Annotated in this window: 20 protein-coding genes and 5 tRNA genes; 17 read left to right on the top strand and 8 right to left on the bottom strand. The window is 64.1% G+C overall.

Going from position 1 to position 21,699, the window contains the following annotated elements; genetic code table 11:
- Positions 1-233 precede the first annotated feature (233 nt).
- Both QD208_RS16900 and hisC read right to left on the bottom strand, forming a co-directional pair.
- Entirely contained in the window at positions 234-677 is a 444-nt protein-coding gene (locus QD208_RS16900; protein WP_279837561.1) for a VOC family protein, read from the bottom strand.
- A 167-nt stretch (positions 678-844) separates the two neighbouring features.
- A complete protein-coding gene (gene hisC / locus QD208_RS16895) occupies positions 845-1,900 on the bottom strand; it encodes a histidinol-phosphate transaminase (protein WP_279837558.1) in 1,056 nt (351 codons plus the stop codon).
- Between the two features lie 403 nt (positions 1,901-2,303).
- Here hisC and QD208_RS16890 point away from each other — a divergent pair, with 403 nt between their 5' ends.
- From QD208_RS16890 to radA, 3 genes are all read left to right on the top strand, one after another.
- A complete protein-coding gene (locus tag QD208_RS16890; RefSeq protein ID WP_279837557.1) occupies positions 2,304-3,443 on the top strand; it encodes an alkene reductase in 1,140 nt (379 codons plus the stop codon).
- Positions 3,444-3,620: 177 nt separating this feature from the next.
- On the top strand, positions 3,621-4,088 hold the full coding sequence (locus QD208_RS16885) for a copper resistance protein NlpE N-terminal domain-containing protein (RefSeq protein WP_279837555.1): 468 nt from the start codon (positions 3,621-3,623) through the stop codon (positions 4,086-4,088).
- A gap of 141 nt (positions 4,089-4,229) precedes the next feature.
- On the top strand, positions 4,230-5,642 hold the full coding sequence (gene radA, locus QD208_RS16880) for a DNA repair protein RadA (RefSeq protein ID WP_043336740.1): 1,413 nt from the start codon (positions 4,230-4,232) through the stop codon (positions 5,640-5,642).
- Between the two features lie 147 nt (positions 5,643-5,789).
- Here the strand turns inward: radA and QD208_RS16875 are convergent, their stop codons facing one another.
- Positions 5,790-6,434 (bottom strand): DUF1415 domain-containing protein, encoded by a 645-nt coding sequence (locus QD208_RS16875; protein WP_279837553.1) that lies wholly within the window; start codon positions 6,432-6,434, stop codon positions 5,790-5,792.
- 338 nt (positions 6,435-6,772) lie between these two features.
- On the opposite strand from QD208_RS16875, the gene QD208_RS16870 reads away from it, so the two are divergent.
- Both QD208_RS16870 and mnmH read left to right on the top strand, forming a co-directional pair.
- A complete protein-coding gene (locus tag QD208_RS16870; RefSeq protein WP_279837551.1) occupies positions 6,773-8,644 on the top strand; it encodes a SulP family inorganic anion transporter in 1,872 nt (623 codons plus the stop codon).
- A gap of 127 nt (positions 8,645-8,771) precedes the next feature.
- Positions 8,772-9,878, top strand: a complete 1,107-nt coding sequence (gene mnmH, locus QD208_RS16865) for a tRNA 2-selenouridine(34) synthase MnmH (protein WP_043336739.1) — start codon at positions 8,772-8,774, stop codon at positions 9,876-9,878.
- A 25-nt stretch (positions 9,879-9,903) separates the two neighbouring features.
- Here mnmH and QD208_RS16860 read toward each other — a convergent pair whose 3' ends face one another.
- The gene (locus QD208_RS16860; RefSeq protein ID WP_131431159.1) at positions 9,904-10,653 is read right to left on the bottom strand and encodes a type 1 glutamine amidotransferase; all 750 of its coding nucleotides are present in this window, start codon (positions 10,651-10,653) and stop codon (positions 9,904-9,906) included.
- 118 nt (positions 10,654-10,771) lie between these two features.
- On the opposite strand from QD208_RS16860, the gene QD208_RS16855 reads away from it, so the two are divergent.
- The 3 genes from QD208_RS16855 (at position 10,772) to QD208_RS16845 (ending at position 12,769) form a co-directional block, all read left to right on the top strand.
- The gene (locus tag QD208_RS16855; protein ID WP_043336737.1) at positions 10,772-11,065 is read left to right on the top strand and encodes an MGMT family protein; all 294 of its coding nucleotides are present in this window, start codon (positions 10,772-10,774) and stop codon (positions 11,063-11,065) included.
- Positions 11,066-11,246: 181 nt separating this feature from the next.
- Positions 11,247-11,858, top strand: a complete 612-nt coding sequence (locus QD208_RS16850) for a DUF416 family protein (RefSeq protein WP_054555215.1) — start codon at positions 11,247-11,249, stop codon at positions 11,856-11,858.
- Positions 11,859-11,920: 62 nt separating this feature from the next.
- On the top strand, positions 11,921-12,769 hold the full coding sequence (locus tag QD208_RS16845) for a CHAD domain-containing protein (protein ID WP_279837548.1): 849 nt from the start codon (positions 11,921-11,923) through the stop codon (positions 12,767-12,769).
- Positions 12,770-12,878: 109 nt separating this feature from the next.
- Here the strand turns inward: QD208_RS16845 and hisF are convergent, their stop codons facing one another.
- The 4 genes from hisF to hisB form a co-directional block, all read right to left on the bottom strand.
- Positions 12,879-13,652 (bottom strand): imidazole glycerol phosphate synthase subunit HisF, encoded by a 774-nt coding sequence (gene hisF, locus QD208_RS16840; protein ID WP_043336726.1) that lies wholly within the window; start codon positions 13,650-13,652, stop codon positions 12,879-12,881.
- Positions 13,653-13,663: 11 nt separating this feature from the next.
- A complete protein-coding gene (gene hisA, locus QD208_RS16835) occupies positions 13,664-14,410 on the bottom strand; it encodes a 1-(5-phosphoribosyl)-5-[(5-phosphoribosylamino)methylideneamino]imidazole-4-carboxamide isomerase (protein WP_043336722.1) in 747 nt (248 codons plus the stop codon).
- A gap of 115 nt (positions 14,411-14,525) precedes the next feature.
- On the bottom strand, positions 14,526-15,167 hold the full coding sequence (gene hisH / locus QD208_RS16830) for an imidazole glycerol phosphate synthase subunit HisH (protein WP_279837546.1): 642 nt from the start codon (positions 15,165-15,167) through the stop codon (positions 14,526-14,528).
- Positions 15,168-15,237: 70 nt separating this feature from the next.
- Positions 15,238-15,831: an imidazoleglycerol-phosphate dehydratase HisB gene (hisB, locus tag QD208_RS16825; protein ID WP_043336716.1), complete on the bottom strand. Its 594-nt coding sequence runs from the start codon at positions 15,829-15,831 to the stop codon at positions 15,238-15,240.
- Positions 15,832-16,091: 260 nt separating this feature from the next.
- On the opposite strand from hisB, the gene QD208_RS16820 reads away from it, so the two are divergent.
- The 9 genes from QD208_RS16820 to QD208_RS16780 all read left to right on the top strand — a co-directional run bounded on the left by QD208_RS16820 (position 16,092) and on the right by QD208_RS16780 (position 21,562).
- On the top strand, positions 16,092-16,577 hold the full coding sequence (locus QD208_RS16820) for an acetyl-CoA sensor PanZ family protein (protein WP_225347481.1): 486 nt from the start codon (positions 16,092-16,094) through the stop codon (positions 16,575-16,577).
- Positions 16,578-16,817: 240 nt separating this feature from the next.
- Positions 16,818-19,211: an AsmA family protein gene (locus QD208_RS16815; protein WP_131431162.1), complete on the top strand. Its 2,394-nt coding sequence runs from the start codon at positions 16,818-16,820 to the stop codon at positions 19,209-19,211.
- Between the two features lie 110 nt (positions 19,212-19,321).
- Positions 19,322-20,494 carry an A/G-specific adenine glycosylase gene (mutY, locus tag QD208_RS16810; RefSeq protein WP_279837545.1) on the top strand — a complete coding sequence of 391 codons (1,173 nt, stop codon included), beginning with the start codon at positions 19,322-19,324 and terminating at the stop codon, positions 20,492-20,494.
- A 138-nt stretch (positions 20,495-20,632) separates the two neighbouring features.
- Entirely contained in the window at positions 20,633-20,944 is a 312-nt protein-coding gene (locus QD208_RS16805) for an oxidative damage protection protein (RefSeq protein WP_052384882.1), read from the top strand.
- Positions 20,945-21,048: 104 nt separating this feature from the next.
- A tRNA-Phe gene (locus QD208_RS16800) sits at positions 21,049-21,124 on the top strand.
- A gap of 5 nt (positions 21,125-21,129) precedes the next feature.
- Positions 21,130-21,204: transfer RNA gene (locus QD208_RS16795), tRNA-Gln, on the top strand.
- A 49-nt stretch (positions 21,205-21,253) separates the two neighbouring features.
- Positions 21,254-21,329, top strand: a tRNA-Thr gene (locus QD208_RS16790).
- A gap of 77 nt (positions 21,330-21,406) precedes the next feature.
- Positions 21,407-21,482, top strand: a tRNA-Phe gene (locus QD208_RS16785).
- Between the two features lie 5 nt (positions 21,483-21,487).
- Positions 21,488-21,562 (top strand) — tRNA-Gln (locus tag QD208_RS16780).
- Positions 21,563-21,699 lie beyond the last annotated feature (137 nt).

Below are 21,699 nucleotides of genomic sequence, written 5' to 3'. Positions count from 1 at the left end.
GCACTTATCCCGAACCGCCCCTGTAGCCTTGCTGCAGGGGCGGTTCTCTTTGTGCTCAGGAAAAGTGGTGCAGAGAATCCTGCATGCGAATCAGCTGTGGGCGAAAGAAAAGAGCTTTGCCCAAGCAACTTGCACATGACACACGAAGGCCCCTGTTGATATCTCGACAGGGGCCTTTTGTCTTTGGGGCCTTTTATCTTCAGGGGCCAGTGAAGTTTCAGTGCGCCATCACATCAGGGCGAGACTTCGTAGAGCTCGATGGGCGTGCCGTCAGGGTCTGCCAGGAAGGTGAAGCGGGCGCCGGTGTATTCATCGATACGTATCGGCTCTGGCGTGGCGCCACGGGCGATCAGCAATTCGACACAGGTATCGATGTCTTCTGTCGCCAGCGCCAGGTGACGAAGGCCACAGGCTTCCGGATAGCTGGGGCGCTCAGGTGGCGAAGGGAAGGAGAACAGCTCCAGCTGGATGCCGCCCGGCAGGAGCAGGTCGAGCTTGTAGCTGTCGCGGGCCTCACGATAGGCCTCGTTGATCACCTGCGCATCCATGACCTCGAGATAGAAGCGCCTGGCGCGAGGGTAATCAGCGGTGATCAGCGCCACGTGATGCACCCGCGTCAGAGGCAGGTGGGGTGTCGAGGGTGAATCCGAAGCCTTGGCGAGACTTTCCGTTGTCATGTTGTGCTCCTGCAGAGTGTTCGGTGCGATGAACGGCACGATGAACTGTGTGATGAGCTGTGTGGATGGGCCGTACGGTGTGCACCTGAGTGACATCCTGATGAAAGAAGGCGCCCACTGGGCGCCTTCTTTGATTGGAGCCATCACTGGCCAGGCCGTGCGCTATCTCAGCGACACAGGGTTTCCAGGGCTTCGATCAGGCTGTCCATCTCGGCATCGGTACCGATGCTGATGCGCAGATAGTCACGCAGTGCGTCGGTGTTGAAGTGGCGCACCAGGATGCCCTGTTCGCGCAGGCCGATAAACAGCTTGCCGGCATCGTGGGTCGGGTGAGTCGCCAGCACGAAGTTGGTCTGCGAGGGCAGGATCTCGAAGCCCAGCGCCGCCATGCGATCGCGCGTCTGCTCGCGAGTGGTGATGACCCGTGTGCGGCACTCATCGAAATAGTCGGGATCACTGAGCGCAGCGACGCCGACCTGTTCGGCCAGACGATCGATGGGGTAGGAGTTGAAGGAGTCCTTGACGCGCTCCAGACCCTCGATCAGCTCACGCGAGGCCACGGCATAGCCAAGACGAATGCCCGCCAGGCTGCGCGACTTCGAGAAAGTGCCTGTCACGACCAGATTCGGATACTGATGAATCAGCGGGATGGCGCTTTCGCCACCGAAGTCCACGTAGGCCTCGTCGACCAGCACCACGCTCTGCGGATTGCGCTCCAGCAGCGCGGCAATCGCCTTGCGGCCATGACCATGCCCTGTCGGGGCGTTGGGATTGGCGAAGATGATGCCGCCATTGTCGTTGCCGAAGGCTTCCAGGTCGACTTCCCAGTTGTCGGTCAGCGCGATGCTGCGCGACTCGATGCCATACATGCGGCAGTAGACCGGGTAGAAGCTGTAGCTGATGGACGGCAGCAGCAGCGGCTTGTCCTGTCGGAAGAATGCCTGGAAGGCCAGCGCCAGCACCTCATCGGAGCCATTGCCGACGAAGACTTCCTCGGCGCTCACATGGAAGGTATCGGCCAGGGCGGCGCGCAGCGAGCTGGAGCTCGGGTCCGGGTAGCGGCGCAGATCAGAGGCATTGAACTCGCGCAGCGTCTGCTCCACGGCGGGCGCCGGCGGATAGGGGTTCTCGTTGGTGTTCAGCTTGATCAGCTGCTCACGCGGTTGTTCGCCGGGGACGTAGGGGGTCAGGTCGTGGACCTGGGGGCTCCAGTACTTGCTCATGATTTCTCGCCGCTGGTGACAGTGCATGACCCGTGTCATGGATGCTTTTCATGTTGCCCGCTGGATCGTCGCGGTACAAGCACCGGCATGCGCTCTGAGTGAGTCATGAGGGGCATTGGAGCGGTGATTGAAGGCTGTGGCGAAGGACTGTCGAGAGAGATTGTTGCGAAGAACTGTCGGGAGAGGGTGTTGTGAAGGGCTGCCGAGAGGGGGTGTTAAAAGAAGCCCAAGAGTGGCCGCACGGCGGGCTTCGCACATTGTTGCCATGCCAGCATTATTCTCGTGCGATGCGCGTGCTTGAAGCAGCGCGTGGTATGCCGCATGTCACAGGCATGCTTGCCCAGCTCGTGCGACCTTGCACGATGAGGACGCTGGGCGAAGACCTGCAATTCAAGGAGTCCCGATGACTGCCAACACCAATGCCCCGTACGCTGACACCCTGCTCGATCCGGTCAAGCTCGGTGATCTGACCCTGCCCAACCGCATCCTGATGGCACCGCTGACACGTGCTCGTACCCCCGACAGCGTGCCCGGTGAGCTGCAGCAGGCCTATTACGGTCAGCGTGCCGGTGCCGGCCTGATCATCAGCGAGGCGACCAACATCTCGCCCACCGCACGTGGCTATGTCTACACGCCGGGCATCTGGACCGATGAGCAGGAGGCGGGCTGGAAGGGCGTCGTCCAGGCGGTGCACGCCAAGGGCGGGCGCATGGCGCTGCAGCTGTGGCACGTCGGGCGTGTCTCGCATGAGATGGTGCAGCCGGACGGCCAGCAGCCGGTCGCGCCGAGCGCCCTGCGCGGTGAAGGTGCCCAGTGCTTCGTCGAATTCGAGGACGGCACCAGCGGACGTCACCCCACCAGTACGCCGCGCGCCCTGGACACGGACGAGATTCCCCAGCTGATCGAGGACTATCGTCAGGCCGCCGTGCGTGCCAAGCGTGCCGGCTTCGACATGATCGAGGTGCATGCTGCCAACGCCTATCTGCTCAACCAGTTCATGGCCACCGGCACCAATCAGCGCACTGACCAGTACGGTGGCTCGGTCGAGAACCGTGCGCGCCTGACGCTGGAAGTCGTCGATGCCGTCGCCGAAGTCTTCGGCCCTGAGCGTACCGGCATCCGCCTGACGCCCTTCATCGAGATCTTCGGTCTGACCGATGACGAGCCGGAAGAGATGGCCTTCTACATGGCCGAGCAGCTCTCCAGACGTGGCATCGCCTATGTGCACGTCAACGAGCCGGACTGGGCCGGTGGCGACATCAAGTTCAGCGATGACTTCCGTCGTGCCCTGCGCGAGCGCGTCACGGGCGCGCTGATCTTCTGCGGCCACTACGACGGTGAGAGCGCGGCACGCATCATCGATGAGGGCATCGCGGATGCCGTCGCCATCGGGCGTCCGTATATCGCCAACCCGGACCTGGTCGAACGCATTCGCCTCGGCGCTGAACTCAACGAGCAGGACCCGGACACCTTCTACGGTGGTGGCGCCAAGGGTTACACCGACTATCCGTTTCTCGACAATGGCCATGATCGCCGCGGCTGAGGCCGACACGATTTAGCGAATGGTGTTCGATAAACGCCATCGGGGGTGGCCTCTCGGGGCGGATACCCGCTATTCTTGAGCGTGGAAGCTTGTGAGCGGTCTGCCTGCCAATAGGTAGACCGCTCGCCGTCGATAGCGCTGATGCTGCTATCGAGTCATCGCCTTAAGGAGGATTCAATGCAGATCAGGACTCTGATGGTGGGAGCCGCGCTGATGGTCGGTCTCGCCGGGTGCGCATCAACGGCCCAGACCAATGACGGTGCCGCTGACAACAGCACCACCGAGACAGCCAGCGAGCAGGTTGCCGTCTACAAGGGCACCCTGCCGTGTCGTCGCTGCACGGGCATTGACCTCGATGTACGCCTCAAGGGTGCCGAAGAGGCAGCCCAGGATGAGCGTACCTTCAGTCTCGATGCCACCTATCGTGATCATCCGCAGCAGCCGGATCCAGAGCATTACGAAGGCCAGTGGGACGTGCTGTCCGGCACCGTGACGGACCCGAACGCGACCGTCTATGAGCTGACGCCGGACGGCGAAGGCCAGACCTACTACTTCCTGCGTCTGGATGCCCAGACCTTGGAGCTGGTCGACCCGCAGAAGCGTCGCTTCCAGAACGGTGAGACACTGCGCCTCAAGCGCCAGTAAGCGTGCCGTGCGCCACAAGGCGATCGTGAGCACAAGGAAGGCGGCGCAAGCCGCCTTCCTTGTGTCTGGCCGTTGGAAATCCGCGGCTGACGACACTCCGCCGCGGCGCCGAGAATCATTTCTTCCCGACAGGATTGTCTGATGGCGAAAGCAAAGAGCGCCTTCGTATGTACCGAATGCGGTAGCGAATTCTCGAAGTGGCAGGGCCAGTGCAGCGGCTGCCGCGAATGGAACACCCTGCAGGAAATCCGCGTCGGCGCCACGGTATTGCCCGGCGCCGCCCCCGCTGCGGGTGCCGTCGCCGGTGGTGCCGCGCGTAGCGCCAGCAATGGTCGGGGCGGCTACGCCGGCACGCTCAGCGACAACGTGACCGATCTTTCCAATGTCTCCCTGGCCGAAGTGCCGCGCTTCTCCTCGACCTTCGGCGAGTTCGACCGCGTGCTGGGTGGCGGGCTGGTGCCGGGTTCCGCCGTGCTGCTCGGTGGCCACCCGGGGGCCGGCAAGTCGACGCTGCTGCTGCAGACCGCCTGCAAGCTCGCCCAGCACAAGCGCTCACTCTATGTCACCGGTGAGGAATCGCTGTCGCAGGTGGCGATGCGCGCCCATCGTCTGCAGCTGCCGACCCAGGGGCTCAAGATGCTGGCCGAGACCAGCGTCGAGACGATTCTGGCCACTGCCGAGCGCGAAAAGCCCGAGGTGCTGATCATCGACTCCATCCAGACCATGCATCTGGAGGATCTGTCATCCGCCCCGGGTGGTGTCTCGCAGGTGCGTGAGTCTGCCGCCGCGCTGACCCGCTTCGCCAAGCGAACCAACACCGTGCTGCTGCTGGTCGGCCACGTGACCAAGGACGGCTCGCTGGCCGGGCCCAAGGTGCTGGAGCACATGATCGACGCCTCCCTGCTGCTGGAGGGCGATGGTGATTCGCGCTTCCGCACGCTGCGTGGCCAGAAGAACCGCTTCGGCGCGGTCAACGAGCTGGGCGTGTTCGCCATGGTCGAGCTGGGCCTGAAGGAGGTGAAGAACCCCAGCGCGATCTTCCTGTCGCGCAGCGAGGAGCAGTCCTCCGGCAGTCTGGTGATGGTGGTGTGGGAGGGCACGCGACCGATCCTGATCGAAGTGCAGGCCTTGCTGGATGACTCGCCGCTGGGCAATCCCCGCCGTGTCGCCGTCGGCCTGGACGGCAATCGCCTGTCGATGCTGCTGGCAGTGCTCAACAAGCATGGCGGCCTGTTCACCGGCGATCAGGATGTCTTCCTGAACGTGGTCGGCGGGGTCAAGGTGCTCGAGACCAGCGCCGACCTCGCGGTGCTGTGTGCGGTGGTCTCCAGCCTGCAGAACCGTCCGCTGCCGCGCGAGCTGGTGGTGTTCGGCGAGGTGGGGCTGTCCGGCGAGATCCGTCCGGTGCCGAGTGGCCAGGAGCGCATCGTCGAGGCCGCCAAACACGGCTTTACGCGCGCCATCGTGCCCAAGGGCAATGCCCCCAAGAACCCGCCCAAGGGCATGACCATCGTGGCGGTCGACAAGCTGTCCCAGGCACTGGAAGCCCTGTGACATCTGCGCCTGGCGCGTGAGCCTGCCGCACGGGGACATCGTGGTGTGATGCTGCATACAACGAACAAGGCCAGCCTAGCGGCTGGCCTTGTTCGTATGGGGTTTTCTCCGAGCACGAAGCTCAGCCTGTCTTGTCAGTTCTGCTTGTCAGTCCTGCTTGTCAGCCTGACGGGCGGCATGAGCACAGGCCTTGAGGCGTGAGACCAGAAGCTCGACACCGCGCTCGCGCATCAGTTCTTCATTGCGCCCCGGCACCTCTTCGACATCGCCTGCATAGGCATTGATGGCGGCTTCGACCGAGCTTTCGCGCAGCAGGTGCAGCATCGGGTAGGGCGAGCGGTTGGTGTAGTTGGCCGCGTCGTCTTCCTCGGTGTCCTCGAACACGTATTCCGGGTGGAAGCTGGCCAGCTGATAGATGCCTTCGTAGCCCTGCATCTCCAGCAGCGCCTCGGCATAGTCGAGCAGCTCGAGGTAGGTATCGAAGTCGCGGAAGCCGTCCTTGAAGATCACCAGCGTCGTCTCGGCGTCGCGATTGGCATCCAGGTTCAGCAGCTCGTCGCCGAGTGCCTGCAGGCAGCGCTCGAGCCCTGCACCGGGCACCACGGCATACTGGATGCTGTTGCGTGCCATCTCGCGGGCGGCAAACGGGCACAGATTGTCGGCGATGATGTGCGCCTCGACCCACTGGCGCGTGGCGTCGATGGCCTCGGCTTCGCTGGCATCCAGCGGCGGGGTATAGCCACCCGCCGTCTCGGGAGTCGTGGTATCGGTCGGCGTAGCGTCGGTGGTCATGGCGTCAGGGTCCGCAGCGGTGTCAGGAACGGGTATTGTCACTGCTCGGGCGCGGCATGGCCAGCGCCGTGTCTTCTCGTCTCTCTTCGTGTCTCGTTATCGTGTCTCGTCGCCGTGTTTCTTGATCATGTCTCTTCATCGTGTCTCTTCAGCGTATGTCTTTATAGTGAGAGGACCGCAGGGCCGCAGGTCGTTGTCGAGCATGTGGCGGCCCTGTTTCATTAGTGATTTCAGCGATAGACTTATCACCGCTGGTTTCAAGCCTGCCCCGAATACGCTCAGGGGCATTGCGGCTACCGGCTGACGACTTCTTTCCTGCCTCGCCACGGAGATACTTCTTGTCCGCTGATACTCCGCCTCCTTCCTCGCCGTCCCCCGAATCTCCCGAATCTACCGAGACGGCAGAGGGGCCCGAGCACACCAGTGCCGCGGCCTATCGCCTGTCGCGACTGTTGCCCTTTCTCGGCTGGATGCGTCAGCTGTCGCCCGGGGATGCGCGTTCTGATCTGATCGCGGGCCTGAGTGGCGCGGTGCTGGTGCTGCCCCAGGGGGTGGCCTATGCGTTGATCGCCGGCCTGCCACCGGCGCATGGGCTGTATGCTGCCATCGTGGTGGCGATCATCGCCGGCCTGTTCGGCAGTTCGCGGCATATGGTCAGTGGCCCGGCCGCGGCGATCTCGATGGTGGTGTTCGGCACCGTCTCGACCCTGGCCGCGCCGGGCAGCCCCGAATACCTGCCGCTGGTACTGGCGCTGACCTGCATGGTCGGCATCATCCAGCTGTCGTTGGGGCTGATGCGCATGGGGGCGCTGGTCAATCTCATCTCGCATACGGTGGTGATCGGCTTCACCGCCGGCGCCGGGGTCTTGATCGCCACCAGTCAGCTCAAGCACCTGTTCGGCATCGCGCTTGGCGATGCCTCGAGCTTTCTCGGCACCTGGTGGGCGCTGCTCGGGCATCTGGGCGATACCTCGTGGGCCACGCTGATCACGGGGCTCAGCACCTTGCTCACGGCCGTGCTGGTTCGGCGGCTGAATCGCAAGCTGCCGTGGATGCTGGTGGCGATGGCCGTCGGCTGCGGTGTCGCGGCATTGCTCGGTGGCAGCGCGGCAGGTATCCCGATGGTCGGCGCCCTGTCCGGCAGTCTGCCGCCGTTTACCCTGCCGCCGCTGGGCTTTGACACCCTGCGCTCGCTGGGCGGGGCGGCCTTCGCGCTGGCGGTGCTCGGCTTGATCGAGGCGGTCTCCATCGCGCGCGCCATCGGCGTGCGCTCGCATCAGCGTATCGATGGCAACCAGGAGTTCATCGGCCAGGGCTTGTCGAATCTGGCGGGCAGTTTCTTCTCGTGCTTTGCCGGCTCCGGCTCCTTCACGCGCTCCGGCGCCAACTATGATGCCGGCGCCCGCACCCCGCTGTCGGTGGTGGTGGCGGCGCTGATCGTGCTGGCGGTGCTGTTGCTGGTGCCTGACGTGACCGCCTGGCTGCCGTTGCCTGCGATGGCGGGCCTGATCATGGTGATCGCCGCCAACCTGATCGAAGTCGCTCATATCCGTCAGATTCTGGCCGTCAGCCGCGAAGAGGCGGTGGTGCTGGTGATCACCTTCCTCGCTACCCTGCTGTTGCCGCTGGAGTTCGCCATCTTCGCCGGGGTGCTGGTCTCGCTGGTGCTGTATCTGAACCGCACCTCACGGCCCCGTCTGGTCGAGATGGCGCCAGACCCGGAGCATCCGGAGCTTGGCGTGCGCAATGCCGAGCGTTATCAGCTGGCCCAGTGCCGGGAAGTGGTGATTCTGCGTGTGGATGGTTCGCTGTTCTTCGGGGCGGTCGACCACGTCCAGCGCAAGCTGGCGCGCTATACCGGCAAGCACGTCATCCTGCTGGGCACCGGCTGCAACTTCATCGATATCGCGGGCGCCGAGATGCTCGAGATCGAGCAGCGTCGCCTGCGCGATGCCGGCGGCAGTCTCAGCATGTGCGGCTTTCGCATGTACGCGCTGGAAGTGATGGAGCGCGGTGGCTTCCTCGAGCGCATGGGGCGTGAGAACTACTTCCATACCGCCGAGGCGGCGATTGCCTCGCTGCGCGACTCGGTCGCCGAAGCGCATCGCGCCCACGGTGATCAACCCGCTGCCTGCCCCGATTGTCAGCTGTTCGGCCCGGCCGGGATCGGGCCGGGGCAGGGGGTGCGCCTGACGCCACCGTTGGCGTGAAAGCACAAGGCTGGGGGCGGCTGCACGCTTGCGCTAGAATATGGCCCCTTGATGGTGCGGCCAGCCAGCCAGCCAGCCAGCTAGCCGCCCATTGCCTCAATCCTGTTCTGTCTGCCGAGAGATGCCCATGAGTTTGCCCACCGTGGCGGCCAGCTGCGACCTGATTCGCGACGGCCGTCCGTTGATCGATGTGCGCGCGCCGGTCGAATTCGCCGCTGGTGCCTTGCCGGGTGCCGTCAATCTGCCGCTGATGGATGATGAGGAGCGTCATCGCGTCGGGGTGCAGTACAAGCAGGTCGGCCCGGAATCGGCGGTACATCTTGGCCATCAACTGGTCAGCGGCGGGATCAAGCGCGCACGTATCCGCGCCTGGGTCGAGCACGTCGAGCGGCACCCTGACGCGATTCTCTATTGCTTCCGCGGCGGCATGCGTTCCCAGCTCAGTCAGCAGTGGCTGCAGGAAGCGGGGATCGAGCGCCCGCGCATCGAGGGCGGCTGGAAGGCCATGCGTCAGCAGCTCTGTCAGCATATCGATGAGCGTGCCGAGCAGGCCCCGATGCTGTTGATCGGCGGGCTGACCGGCTGCGCCAAGACCGAGCTGATCCATGCGCTGGACAATGGCATCGACCTGGAAGGCTGTGCACGCCACAAGGGTTCGGCCTTCGGCCGCCATCCCTTCCCGGCGCCGAGCCAGATCGACTTCGAGCACCGCATCGCCGCCGAGATGCTCACGCTTGAGGATGAAGCGCCGACCATCATGGAAGACGAGTCGCGTTTCATCGGCAGCGTCAACATTCCGCTCGCCACCTGGCGTGCGATGGAGCAGGCGCCGTTGATCCGCGTCGAGATGCCGCTGGATTGGCGAGTCGTGCAGATTCAGAAGGACTATATCGAGGGGCTGTGGTCCACCTACAGTCGCCACTATGGTGACTTCCTCGGCTGGACCCTGATGCAGCGCCAGCTGCGTCAGGCGCTGCTGCGTCTGCGCAAGCGCCTGGGCAGTGCGCGCCTTGCTCGTCTGGTGCGCATGCAGGACATCGCCTTCCAGGAGCACAAGCGCGGCAACCCCATTGCCCATGAAGGCTGGCTGGCGCCGCTGCTCAGCGAGTATTACGACCCGATGTACCGCTATCAGCTCGAGAAGCACGAGCGCACCTTCCTGCACGTCGGCGACTGGGACAACAGCCTCGCCTTCGCGCGTGAGTGGAGCGCCAATCACCGCTGGCAGCGCTGATATCCCTCACGAGCGCCGTCAGCGCTCACGCATTCAGCCAGTCCACCAGCAGGCGGTCCAGCAGGGCCGCCTGACGATCAAAGCGCTTCGGGTCCTCCAGCAACGCCTCGCGTGACTGCACGCCATTGCCCTCCAGAGGCGCGGGGTGGCGGGCCAGGCGGTCCTGCGTGGCCGCCGCATCCATGTGCGGATGGAAGTTGAGCGCCACTACGCGACCCTCATCCCAGCTGAAGCCGGCCACTGGCGTATGCTCGCTGCTGGCCAGCAGCTCGCAGTCTTCCGGCAGGCCGCAGATCTCCTCATGCCACATCAAGGCCTCGAACTCGGCGGGTAGCCCCAGCGGGCACTCGTTGCTGCGCGTCAGCGTGGCCCAGCGACGCTGCGGCACCACGGCGGATGAGACGATCGCCCCCATCTGCTCGGCGATCAGTCGCGCCCCCAGGCCAATTCCCAGCAGCGGGCGATTGCTGTTCAGCGTGCGCCGAATCAACTTGCGCTGCAGGCGCAGCGACTGCTGTTCGGCGGGCGAGGCGGGCTGTGCGGCGCTCGACAGGCGTTGCGGTCCATCCAGCACCACCAGCGCATGGAAATCATCGATGCCCGGCAAGGCTTCGCCTGCCAGCGGGAAGCTGGTGTTGAAGCTGTGCCCCATGCCGGAAAGCCAGTCCTTGAGGCGTAGCGGACTCTGCCAGTCATGCGCTAGCGTTGCGGTATCGGCGGCTGAATCTGGTTCAGTGTCAGGGAGTTGCCCCTGATGTATGAAGTAAAGATGCATGGCTTCATCATGCGTGAGCGCTATGTCAGCGTAAAGACCCCAGTGTCGGCATCCCAGTACCTGCATCTCAGAACCTGCACCGGGCGAACCAGCCGCGACACGACAAGGAGAGAACCGCATGCGGGCCGAACTGCTCGAACAGATCTATACCGTGGTGGCGCAGATTCCCGAAGGGCGCATCACCACCTACGGGCGTATCGCCAAGATGACCGATGGCGCCAGCGCGCGCATGGTCGGCTCGGCGATGCGTCACCTGCCGGATGGCCATCAGTTGCCGTGGCATCGCGTGATCAACGCCTCGCTCAAGGTCACCGAGCACGGCGGGGCAGTGCGCCAGCGGGAAAAGCTGCGCAGCGAAGGTATCCTGTTCGATGGTGCTGGCCGCGTGCCGACGGAATGCCTGTGGCCCTGAGGAGTGCGGCAGTACGGCGGCGCTTGAGTAGGGTCGCGTTCATCCGGCCACGCGCGGGCGCTACCCTTTCGCCTATCCTATCGCATACCCTATAGCGACCTCCGGTGACATCGCGGCTGGCGGAGCCAAGACGCCAGCGCGAACGCCGCATATTGAATAGTGAAGTGAGAATAGAGCCGTCATGACTCAGCCTGTATCCGGTTTCCGTGCGCGCCTTGATGCGCTGGCCCCCGTGCGCCGTACTGCCTTCATGGCGGCGCTGACCGAGCGACTCCTGCCCAATGCCGGCTTCTACGCCGAAGCCAATGGCACGGCCAGCGCACTGGACACCACGCGTGAGCTGCGCAAGCTGCTGGACCTCGTCTGGGAGCAGCTGCGCGTGCGTGATGCCAAGATCGATTTCTCGCTGCAGGCCGAGAAGGTCACCGCCTTCGAGCCCGCCGAGGAGGACGACAGCTTCGGCGCGCGCCGCGCCCTGGAAGCCGTGATGGCGCTGACCGCCTGCATCGATGTGCTGATCAGCGAAGAGCCGGAAGCCGCGCTCAAGATCAGCCGTCTGTCCGCCGATGGCGTGCGCGCACTGATCGACCTGCAGGCCGGTGAGGGCATCGAGCAGGAAGCGCTGGAAGCCATGATTCGCGAACATCCGTTGATGATCGATGAGCGTGACTTCCAGGATGCCGTGCTCGAGAGCGTCGAAGCCCCGCAGCTGTCCCGCGATGACTGGCGCGCGCTCAAGCAATTGGGTCGCAATGAAGATGTCAGCAATCTCGGGCTATCCTTGCAGGACTGAGCGGCCCGATTCGGGCCATCCTGGTGCCAGTGATGACTGGCCAGCCGTTGTTGGAGAGACAGATGAGCGACACCCGTCAGCAGGATTCTTCTCCGATGAACGCAGCGCTGAATGGCGTGATTCAGGCGCGTCTGGACGCCATGCGTGAGCGTCTCGCACAGCCGACGCTGAGCGCGGCGGATGTGCATGCGCTGCGCGTCGACTGCAAGCAGCTGCGCGGCTGGTGGCAACTGCGGCGCGAGTCGCTGGGCAAGTCGGCGGTGAGTGAGCATCAGACGCGTCCGCGCGCCGTCGCCAAGGCATTGGCCGGACCGCGCGAGGCGCACATGCTGCGCAAGACCCATGGTCGCGCCTACGCCTGGGTGGATGAGCGCAGTCAGCGCCTGCTGGATGCGCTGCGTCCGGGGCTGACCAGTGCCTCGCTGAGCGAGCCCGAAGGCGAGCTGGATCACGCGCCGCTCGAGACGCTGCTGAGCGAAGAGCGGGCGGCCTGGCAGGCGGCACCGCTGACGGTGGAGGAGCTCAACACCGGGCTGGAGTTCAGTCGTCATCGCATCAGCAAGCTTGCGGCGCAGGTGGCCAGCAAGCGTGAGATCGAGGCGTCTCACCGGCTGCGCAAGTGGGTCAAGTACCGCATGTTCCAGCTGGCACTGGCGCACGAGGCGCTGGGCGAGGCAGCCGCGCGGGAGCTCGAGTCACCGAGTCACGGACGGCGCCGCGAGCCGGAACTGCTCGACAAGGCGGCCGCGCGGCTGGGCAATCAGCATGACCTGGCGGAGCTGGCGCTGTGGGTCGGGGAGCGCGTGATGCTGCCCGCCGCCGAGAAGCATCTGGTCGCGGACATCATGACGCTTGCTGACCAGCGACTCGCGCAGGCGCTCAAGCCACTGAAGAAGCTGGGCTACGTCTGAGCGCTGTTCTCGCCTGAACCGAAGTTGCGTCTCTGCAGACAAGAGCGCCGCCATTTCCTGAGGAAATGGCGGCGTTCGCGTTTCTGCCTGAACTACCCTGCGGCTGCGCTTACAGGCGCATCTCGATACCGCGTGCGGCCATATGCGCCTTGGCCTGGGGGATCGTGTACTCGGCGAAGTGGAAGATGCTGGCGGCCAGCACCGCATCCGCACCGCCTTCGAGCACGCCATCCACCAGGTGGTCGAGGGTGCCGACACCGCCGGAGGCGATCACCGGCACGCTGACGGCGTCGGAGATGGCGCGTGTCACGCCGAGATCGAAACCGGCCTTGGTGCCATCGCGGTCCATGCTGGTCAGCAGCAGCTCGCCGGCGCCCAGCTCGACCATCTTCTTCGCCCACTCGACGGCGTCGAGTCCGGTCGGCTTGCGGCCACCGTGGGTGAAGATCTCCCAGCGCGGTGTCTCGCCGTCCTGGCTGACGCGCTTGGCGTCGATGGCGACCACAATGCACTGGCTGCCGAAGCGTTCCGCGGCTTCACGCACGAAGTCCGGGTTGAACACGGCCGCGGTGTTGATCGAGACCTTGTCCGCGCCGGCATTCAGCATGGTGCGAATATCTTCACAGGTGCGGATGCCGCCCCCCACCGTCAGCGGGATGAACACCTCACCGGCGATGCGCGACACCATGTCGACCGTGGTGCCACGGTTGTCGACGCTGGCGGTGATGTCGAGGAAGGTGATCTCGTCGGCGCCTTGCTCGTTGTAGCGCTTGGCGACCTCGACCGGGTCACCGGCATCGCGGATACCGACGAAGTTGACGCCCTTCACGACACGACCGGCGTCGACGTCCAGACACGGGATGATGCGTTTGGCGAGTGCCATGATCGCTCCCCTCAGGCCTTGCGGCCGGTGATGGAGTCGGACAGCGCCTGCGCTTCGGCGATGTCCAGGCTGCCTTCATAGATGGCGCGGCCGGTGATGGCACCGAGGATGCCCTGATCGGCCACTTCGGCCAGGCCACGGATGTCATCCAGGTTGGTCACGCCGCCGGACGCGATCACCGGGATACCGCCTTCGCGGGCCAGTGCCACGGTGGCTTCGATGTTGACGCCCTGCATCATGCCGTCGCGGGCGATGTCGGTGTAGACGATGGAGGACACGCCGTCGTTGGCGAAGCGCTTGGCCAGCTCGGTGGCCTTGATGGTGGAGACTTCGGCCCAGCCATCGGTGGCCACGAAGCCGTCACGCGCATCGAGACCGACGATGATGCGGCCCGGGAAGGCACGGCACATCTCGGCGACGAAGGCCGGTTCCTTCACGGCCTTGGTGCCGATGATGACCTGACCGACGCCGGCTTCCAGATAGTGCTCGATGGTCGCGGCATCACGGATGCCACCACCGATCTGGATCGGCAGCTCCGGGTAGGCGCGGGCGATGCGTGTCACGGCGTCGCCATTGACCGGCTTGCCTTCGAAGGCACCGTTGAGATCGACCAGATGCAGACGACGGCCACCGGCCTCGACCCAGCGCGCGGCCATGGCCAGCGGGTCATCGCCGTAGTTGGTGGAGTCTTCCATGCGGCCTTGCTTCAGGCGTACGCACTGACCGTCCTTGAGATCGATCGCGGGGATTACCAGCATGTCGGGTGTCCTCTCGGCGTGTCTGGGCACGCCTGTATTGTCGTCGGTATATCGAAGGCGGATGTATCGGCGTCCGTCACGCGAGACAGACGCCGAGGGTCACGCGGGCGAGCCTTCAGGGCTGCCAGCGGACGAAGTTCTCGAGCAGCTTGAGGCCGGCGGCCGCGCTCTTCTCCGGGTGGAACTGCACCGCGAACAGGCTGCCCTCACCGATGGCGACGTGCGCCTCGGCACCGGCGTAGTGCGTGGCGCCGTAGACCTTGGAGCACTCGCTGGCCGACACATAGAAGCTGTGCACGAAGTAGAAGCGCGAGTTGTCCTCGATGCCTTCCCACAGCGCGTGGCCCTGGGTGTGCGCGACATGGTTCCAGCCCATGTGCGGCACCTTGAGGCGCTGGCCGTGCTCGTCCAGCTGCTGGTCATCGAAGCGTTTCACGTCGCCCTTGAAGTAGGCGAGGCAATCGATGCCACCGTTCTCTTCGCTGCGCTCCATCAGCATCTGCTGACCAACACACACGCCCAGCAGCGGCTTGCTGTGGTTGCTCAGCAGCTCGCCGACCAGACCACGCAGCTCGGCGCGTTCAAGCTCGCCCATGCAATCACGGATGGCGCCCTGGCCGGGCAGCACCACGCGGGTGGCGCCGCGGATGGCGCGCGGGTCGCTGGTGATCACGACATTCTCGTCAGCCACGTGCTCAAGCGCCTTGGCGACGGAGTGCAGGTTGCCCATGCCATAGTCGATGACGGCAATCGTCATGTCTTTCTCCCGAAGGCCGGAGGCAGGCTCCGGCGCTGGATGTCAGGCGTCTGGCGCCCGGATCATTCGTTTACAGCGAGCCCTTGGTGGAGGCGATACGGCCTCCCATGCGCTCGTCCTCTTCCACCGCCATGCGCACGGCACGACCGAAGGCCTTGAAGATGGTCTCGGCCTGGTGGTGGGCATTGAAGCCCTTGAGGTTGTCGATATGCAGGGTGGCGCCAGCATGATTGACGAAGCCCTGGAAGAATTCCCAGAACAGCTGGGTATCGAAGCGACCGATGTTGCCGCGGGTGAACTCGCACTGCATGAACAGGCCCGGACGACCGGAGAAGTCGATCACCACGCGAGACAGGGCTTCATCCAGCGGCACATAGGCATGGCCGTAACGGCGGATGCCGGCCTTGTTGCCCAGCGCCTGCGCGAAGGCCTGACCCAGGGTGATGCCGATGTCCTCGACGGTGTGGTGGTCATCGATATGCAGGTCGCCATCGCAGTCGACCTCGATGTCGATCACGCCGTGACGGGCGATCTGGTCCATCATGTGTTCGAGGAAGGGCACGCCAGTGTTGGCGCTCAGCTTGCCTTCACCGTCCAGATTGATGCGGACCCGGATCTTGGTTTCCGAGGTGTTGCGATGAACTTCGGCGATACGCTCTACCATGATGTCTCTCCAGCGGTCGGTGACGCCATCAGCGGCATCGAGGCCGATGGGGTCTGGGCGCAGTCTGGGGCCTTTGGTATGAGAGGCGTGTGTCCAGTCCGGCCGGGAAGTGCGCATCATGTGGTTATTGTCATGTGATGTCGCAATCGAAATCGTGATCAGGGCATTGACGACGGCAGAGAGCCGTCGGCGGGGCGCTTGATCGGCGGCAGGCGCGTCGTCTTTGTGCCTGCCCGACCCGTCATTATAGAGAAAGGACAATGGCATCCGCTACAATGGCGGGCATTCATATCGCGGGCGAGGATCTCACCATGCCGGTCACTCTTCAGATGATCGATCACGCACGCTGGCAAACCGATGAGCAAGTCCGTATCGATCTGTCGCGTATCTATCACGAAGCCCCCAGTGAGCGTCTCCCGCTCGCCCCGGATGACTTCATTCAGGCCAATCTCGCCGCGGGACACCGCTTCTGCAGCGCCTTCTTCAACGATCGTCATATCGGCGCGCTACTCTGCGAGGATGAAGGCGATGCCTGGAAGATCAGCCATTGCTGCGTGCGCAAGAGCACGCGTCGACGCGGTGTCGGTACGCGTCTGATGGCGCTGCTGTCACTGGAAGCGGCCAGTGCCCAGCGTCTGCTGGTCGTGCCGAGTCAGGGATTGACCCTGGCCGACGAGCTGCTGGTATCACGTCTCGGCTATGTGCGAGACCCCGCCCGCGACGGCTTCGTGCTGGCGCAGGAGTGAACCCGGTTGTTGCCGGATGCGGAACTGACGTCAACGCGACCTGTCCACCGGCTGTGTCATCATCATTTCTGTCTTGAGGCTGTCTCGCTGTGCGGGAGGATGGCGCGCAGCGCTCGAGCTAGATGATGAGCGGGAGAAAGGGCATCGCCTGATGCCACGAGTCCCCAGCGCCATTCCATGTGCTGCCCTCTGGAGTGAGGGCACCGTAGCAATTCTCATCGTGTCAAAGGGAGGACGTAGATGAAAGCACTGTTCAGAGCCTTGCTGGCCATCGTCGGAGTACTGGCGTTGGTGGTCGTGGCAGGGGTGATCTATGTCACCACCTTCCTCGATCCGAATGATCTCAAGCCGCGACTGGTCAAGGCGGTCAAGGACCAGGCGGGGCTGGAACTGGCCCTGAACGGCCCGCTGGACTGGTCCTTCTATCCGCGTCTCGGCGTCAGCGTCGAGGACGCCGAAGCCTGGCTGCCGGAGCAGGAACGTGACCAGTCTCCATTTGCCTCCTTTACCCGCGCGGAAGTCGGCGTGTCCTTTACGCCACTGCTGAGCGGTGAGGTCGAAGTCGAAGGCGTCTTCCTCGACGGCCTCAAGCTGGCGCTCGAGCGAGATGCACAGGGGCGTGGCAACTGGGAAAGCCTGCTCGAGCATGCGGCGACGGCCGCCGACAGTGGCGCGGCGGATGAAGCGCTGCCGCCGGCCAAGAGCGCCGGTGTGGCGCTGGCGGATGACACGACGCCGTCGGTGCAGAATGGCGCCGGCAGCATGGCGGTCAATCTCGATATCGCCTCGGTGCAGGTCACCAATGGTCAGATCGCCTATCAGGACGCGGCCAGCGGGCTCGACATGACGCTCAACGACGTGGCGTTGACGTCCTCCAACGTCAGCCCCGACAAGGCTTTCCCGGTCGAGCTGTCGTTCGTGGCCGATGGGCGTGAGCCGGAGCTTCAGAGCACCGTCAGCCTCGATGGCAAGGTGGCGCTGGACCTGCAGGGCGGCCGTCATGTGCTGACCGGCGTGAGCCTGGATACCACCACGCGCATGCCGTCGCTGGGTGACAAGGACCAGAGCGTGGCGCTGGATATCGACACCCTGACGCTGGATACCGACAAGCAGCTGTATCTGGCCGATGGCGCCGAGCTTGACGCGACGCTCCATCAGGCCGCGCTGGGTGACAAGGCCCTGCCGCTGAAAGCCACCTTCGGTGCCGAAGCCGACCTGGCGGCGGGCACGGCGAATCTCGAGAACCTGCTGCTGACCTCCGGCAGTGACCTGCGCCTCAGCGGGGCGCTCAAGGCCAAGGACATCACCGGCGATGCGCTCAGCTATAGCGGCCAGTTCAAGCTGGCACCGCTGTCGCCCAAGGCGTGGATGACGCGTGTCGGCATGGAGGCGCCGCAGACCGCCAAGAGCAGCGCGCTGACCTCGCTGGCCTTCTCCAGCCCGTTCAAGGGCGACATGTCGCAGGTGCAGCTGACCAACCTGGTGATGGCGCTGGATGACACCACCATCAATGGGCGTCTCGGCTCGTCCTTCGATGCCTCGCAGATCACCTTCGATCTGGATGTCGACGCGCTCAATCTCGATGACTACCTGGCACCGGCGGGCGCAGACGAGAAGACGGCAAGCCTGGGGGAAGCGCTCACGGCGGGCGTGATCGCGCCGGTCTATGCGGCCGATGGCGACGCGGAGTTGCTGCCGGTGGCATTGCTCAAGACGCTGGGCCTTCAGGGGCAGCTGGATATCGGCACGCTGATCGCCTCGGGTCTCGAGATGAGCAAGGTGACCGCCAAGCTGTCCGGTCAGCCGGGTGTGCAGCAGCTCGATAGCCTGACGGCCAGCCTCTATGGCGGCTCGCTGGCGGCCAATGCACGCATCGACAGCCGCAAGACACCGCTGAGCATGAGCTTCGGCGAGAAGCTGACCAATCTGGATATCGCGCCGTTCCTCAAGGCGCTGGCACCGGAGCAGAAGGACATCCTGCGCGGTCGCCTGACGCTCAATGGTGACTACACCACCAGCACCAATCAGATCGACAGCATCAAGCGCAATCTGAACGGCAAGGGCAATTTCGAGATTCGCAATGGCGAGGTGCTCGACGTCAATATCTCCAGGGAGATGTGCACTGCCGTGGCGACGCTGAGTGGCAAGACCTCCTCGCGCGAGTGGAAGGCCAATACGCCGCTGGAGCGCGCGCAGGGCAGCTTCACGGTCACCAATGGCGTAATCAGCAATCAGGATCTCGCCCTGGCGATCCCGGGCATCGCGCTGGACGGCAAGGGCCAGCTCAACCTGCCGACCGAGGCCTTCGACTACAACGTGGCGGCGCGCTTCATCGAGGGCGCGGATGACGCGGCCTGTGAGGTCAATCCGCGTCTGATCAAGCTGCGCTTCCCGGTGCAGTGTCAGGGCAATCTGAGCGGTGAGCCGGGCGAGTGGTGTGGCTTCGATCAGAAGGGCTTCCAGAGTGCCGCAGCGGAACTGGCCAAGGATGAAGCCAAGCGCAAGGCGGGCGAGAAGGTCAGCGAGAAGCTGGATGAGAAGCTCGACGAAGATACCCGCAAGAAGATCGACGACAAGCTGGGCGAAGGCGCCAGCGACAAGCTGAAGGGCGCGATTCAGGGGCTGTTCAACTGATCACGCGCTCCCTTCGCAGCAAGACCGGCACGCCAGCTCCTCGGGGCTGGCGTGCTGCCGTTTGAGCCCAGGCCATGGCGTCGACCATGGCGCGAGCAGAGGAAGTTTTGATGGCGCGACCTGACACTGCTGCCACGCCAGACGTGACAGCTCCCGAGAGCCACGCCACACCCGGCTTTGAAGACATCGCCCTGAGCCCCGAGGCGTTTCAGGCGCGTGTGTTTGACTGGTTCGATGAGCATGGCCGCAAGCATCTGCCCTGGCAGGAGAACACCACGCCGTATCGCGTGTGGGTCTCGGAGATCATGCTTCAGCAGACCCAGGTCGCGACGGTGCTGCCGTACTACGCCCGCTTCATGGAGCGCTTCCCGGATGTCGCGGCGCTGGCGGCGGGGGACATCGATGACGTGCTGCACCTGTGGACGGGCCTTGGCTACTACGCGCGCGCGCGCAATCTACACAAGGCCGCGCAGCAGGTCGTGAATGAGCACGACGGCGCCTTCCCGGTCGAGAGTGTCGAGGCACTGTCGGCCTTGCCGGGCATCGGGCGTTCGACCGCCGGGGCGATCATCAGCATCAGCACCGGACAGCGGGCGCCGATTCTCGATGGCAACGTCAAGCGCGTGCTGGCACGCCTGCATGCCGTGGAAGGCTGGCCGGGACGACCGGCGGTGGAGCGCAAGCTGTGGACGCTGGCGGAGCGCTACACGCCGCAGGTGCGGCTGGCGGACTGGACCCAGGCGATGATGGATCTCGGAGCCACCCTGTGCACGCGCGGCAGCAAGCCGGATTGCGCGCGTTGCCCCTTCGAGGAGGTCTGCGTGGCGCATGCGCGTGGCGAAGAGAAGCGCTTCCCCGAGAGCAAGCCCAAGAAGGCCATTCCGACGCGTCAGACGCTGATGTTGCTGGTCAGCGATGCGGCGGGGAAGATCCTGCTGGAGCGCCGTCCGCCAACGGGCATCTGGGGCGGTCTGTGGGCGCCGCCACTGGTCGAGGACCGCGAGGCCGCGCGGGAATGGGTCGCCCGCGAAGCCCGCGGCGCCCATCTGGAGGCGCCACTGGCGAGTTTCGAGCATGTCTTCAGCCACTTCCGGCTGACCATCACGCCGCAGCCGGTACAGCTGGGGGAGGCAGGGCTTGCGCCAGCTCAAGCGGCCGGGAGCGTCAACGAGTCAGCCGCCGACCGCCGCTTCGTCGACCCTGCCGCGCCGGACGCCGTGGGCCTGCCGGCGCCGGTCAAGGCGCTGCTGGCACGCTGCACGGATGATCTGTTCGGCCTGTGAGGCCTTGCTGGCGTCGGCATCGGCAGCACGTCTGGGGCAAAGCGGTTCAAGCGTGCGAGAATGAGGCAACAGTAAAGGCGTCTGGCGAAGGCTCGGCGCTCATCCGCACTGACATCCAGTTCTCTTACGGAGTTACCCATGCGCACCGTACATTGCCGCAAGTATGACCAGGACCTGCCGGGTCTCGATTTTCCGCCGCTGCCGGGCGAGAAGGGCCAGGACATCTGGTCCAACGTCTCGAAGCAGGCATGGGAAGAGTGGCAGGCGCTGCAGACGCGTCTGATCAACGAGAAACACCTCAACATGATGGATGCCGACAGCCGTCGCTATCTGATGGAGCAGATGGATCGCTTCTTCAACAACCAGGAGACGGACCAGGCCGAAGGTTTCGTGCCGACGGACGCCGCCGCCAAGGGCGAATCGCAGGGCGGACAGGGCTACGAAGTCTGAGTGGACGGCGAGGACGGCGGAAGGCAAATTACGACGCCAAATTCTTGATAAGCAAGGGTTGACGTCGGGAAAGGTTTTCTATTTAATACGTCCTCGTTGGCAAGGGCCAGATAGCTCAGTTGGTAGAGCAGGGGATTGAAAATCCCCGTGTCGGCGGTTCGATTCCGTCTCTGGCCACCAAGTGTTGGGGTATAGCCAAGTGGTAAGGCACCGGTTTTTGGTATCGGCATTCCCAGGTTCGAGTCCTGGTACCCCAGCCAGCTGACATGCAGTAACGTAGTAAGAAGACTCATATCATGAGTTCTTTGTGCCGGCTTAGCTCAGTTGGTAGAGCAACTGACTTGTAATCAGTAGGTCGAGGGTTCGACTCCTTTAGCCGGCACCATCTTCAGGCTTCTGTAGATGAGCGAAGAACACACGATATAGAGGTCGCCTTGGCGGCTTTTTTTGTGTCTTCAGGTTGGCCAGATAGCTCAGTTGGTAGAGCAGGGGATTGAAAATCCCCGTGTCGGCGGTTCGATTCCGTCTCTGGCCACCAAGTGTTGGGGTATAGCCAAGTGGTAAGGCACCGGTTTTTGGTATCGGCATTCCCAGGTTCGAGTCCTGGTACCCCAGCCAATTCTGGCTAGCTGATGAAGTCGCAGGATGAATTCGGCAGCCAACAGAAAAGCCACCCTTCGGGGTGGCTTTTTTGCGTCTGGTGTCCCGTCCTGAATATAGTTGACACGTTCTGACCTATCTTTAGGGAGAGCGTG

This window comes from Cobetia sp. 29-18-1, from assembly GCF_029846405.1.
In the GTDB taxonomy this organism is placed as follows: Bacteria; Pseudomonadota; Gammaproteobacteria; order Pseudomonadales; family Halomonadaceae; genus Cobetia; species Cobetia amphilecti.
The sequence above is the reverse complement of the archived record's forward strand: the minus strand, read 5'-3'. Positions and strand labels throughout refer to the sequence as shown.

Coding starts and splice junctions, on each gene's coding strand:
- QD208_RS16900 (WP_279837561.1), bottom strand. CDS start 677: ATGACAACGGAAAGTCTCGCCAAGGCTTCGGATTCACCCTCGACACCC.
- hisC (WP_279837558.1), bottom strand. CDS start 1,900: ATGAGCAAGTACTGGAGCCCCCAGGTCCACGACCTGACCCCCTACGTC.
- QD208_RS16890 (WP_279837557.1), top strand. CDS start 2,304: ATGACTGCCAACACCAATGCCCCGTACGCTGACACCCTGCTCGATCCG.
- QD208_RS16885 (WP_279837555.1), top strand. CDS start 3,621: ATGCAGATCAGGACTCTGATGGTGGGAGCCGCGCTGATGGTCGGTCTC.
- radA (WP_043336740.1), top strand. CDS start 4,230: ATGGCGAAAGCAAAGAGCGCCTTCGTATGTACCGAATGCGGTAGCGAA.
- QD208_RS16875 (WP_279837553.1), bottom strand. CDS start 6,434: ATGACCACCGACGCTACGCCGACCGATACCACGACTCCCGAGACGGCG.
- mnmH (WP_043336739.1), top strand. CDS start 8,772: ATGAGTTTGCCCACCGTGGCGGCCAGCTGCGACCTGATTCGCGACGGC.
- QD208_RS16860 (WP_131431159.1), bottom strand. CDS start 10,653: ATGCATCTTTACTTCATACATCAGGGGCAACTCCCTGACACTGAACCA.
- QD208_RS16855 (WP_043336737.1), top strand. CDS start 10,772: ATGCGGGCCGAACTGCTCGAACAGATCTATACCGTGGTGGCGCAGATT.
- QD208_RS16850 (WP_054555215.1), top strand. CDS start 11,247: ATGACTCAGCCTGTATCCGGTTTCCGTGCGCGCCTTGATGCGCTGGCC.
- QD208_RS16845 (WP_279837548.1), top strand. CDS start 11,921: ATGAGCGACACCCGTCAGCAGGATTCTTCTCCGATGAACGCAGCGCTG.
- hisF (WP_043336726.1), bottom strand. CDS start 13,652: ATGGCACTCGCCAAACGCATCATCCCGTGTCTGGACGTCGACGCCGGT.
- hisA (WP_043336722.1), bottom strand. CDS start 14,410: ATGCTGGTAATCCCCGCGATCGATCTCAAGGACGGTCAGTGCGTACGC.
- hisH (WP_279837546.1), bottom strand. CDS start 15,167: ATGACGATTGCCGTCATCGACTATGGCATGGGCAACCTGCACTCCGTC.
- hisB (WP_043336716.1), bottom strand. CDS start 15,831: ATGGTAGAGCGTATCGCCGAAGTTCATCGCAACACCTCGGAAACCAAG.
- QD208_RS16820 (WP_225347481.1), top strand. CDS start 16,092: ATGGCATCCGCTACAATGGCGGGCATTCATATCGCGGGCGAGGATCTC.
- QD208_RS16815 (WP_131431162.1), top strand. CDS start 16,818: ATGAAAGCACTGTTCAGAGCCTTGCTGGCCATCGTCGGAGTACTGGCG.
- mutY (WP_279837545.1), top strand. CDS start 19,322: ATGGCGCGACCTGACACTGCTGCCACGCCAGACGTGACAGCTCCCGAG.
- QD208_RS16805 (WP_052384882.1), top strand. CDS start 20,633: ATGCGCACCGTACATTGCCGCAAGTATGACCAGGACCTGCCGGGTCTC.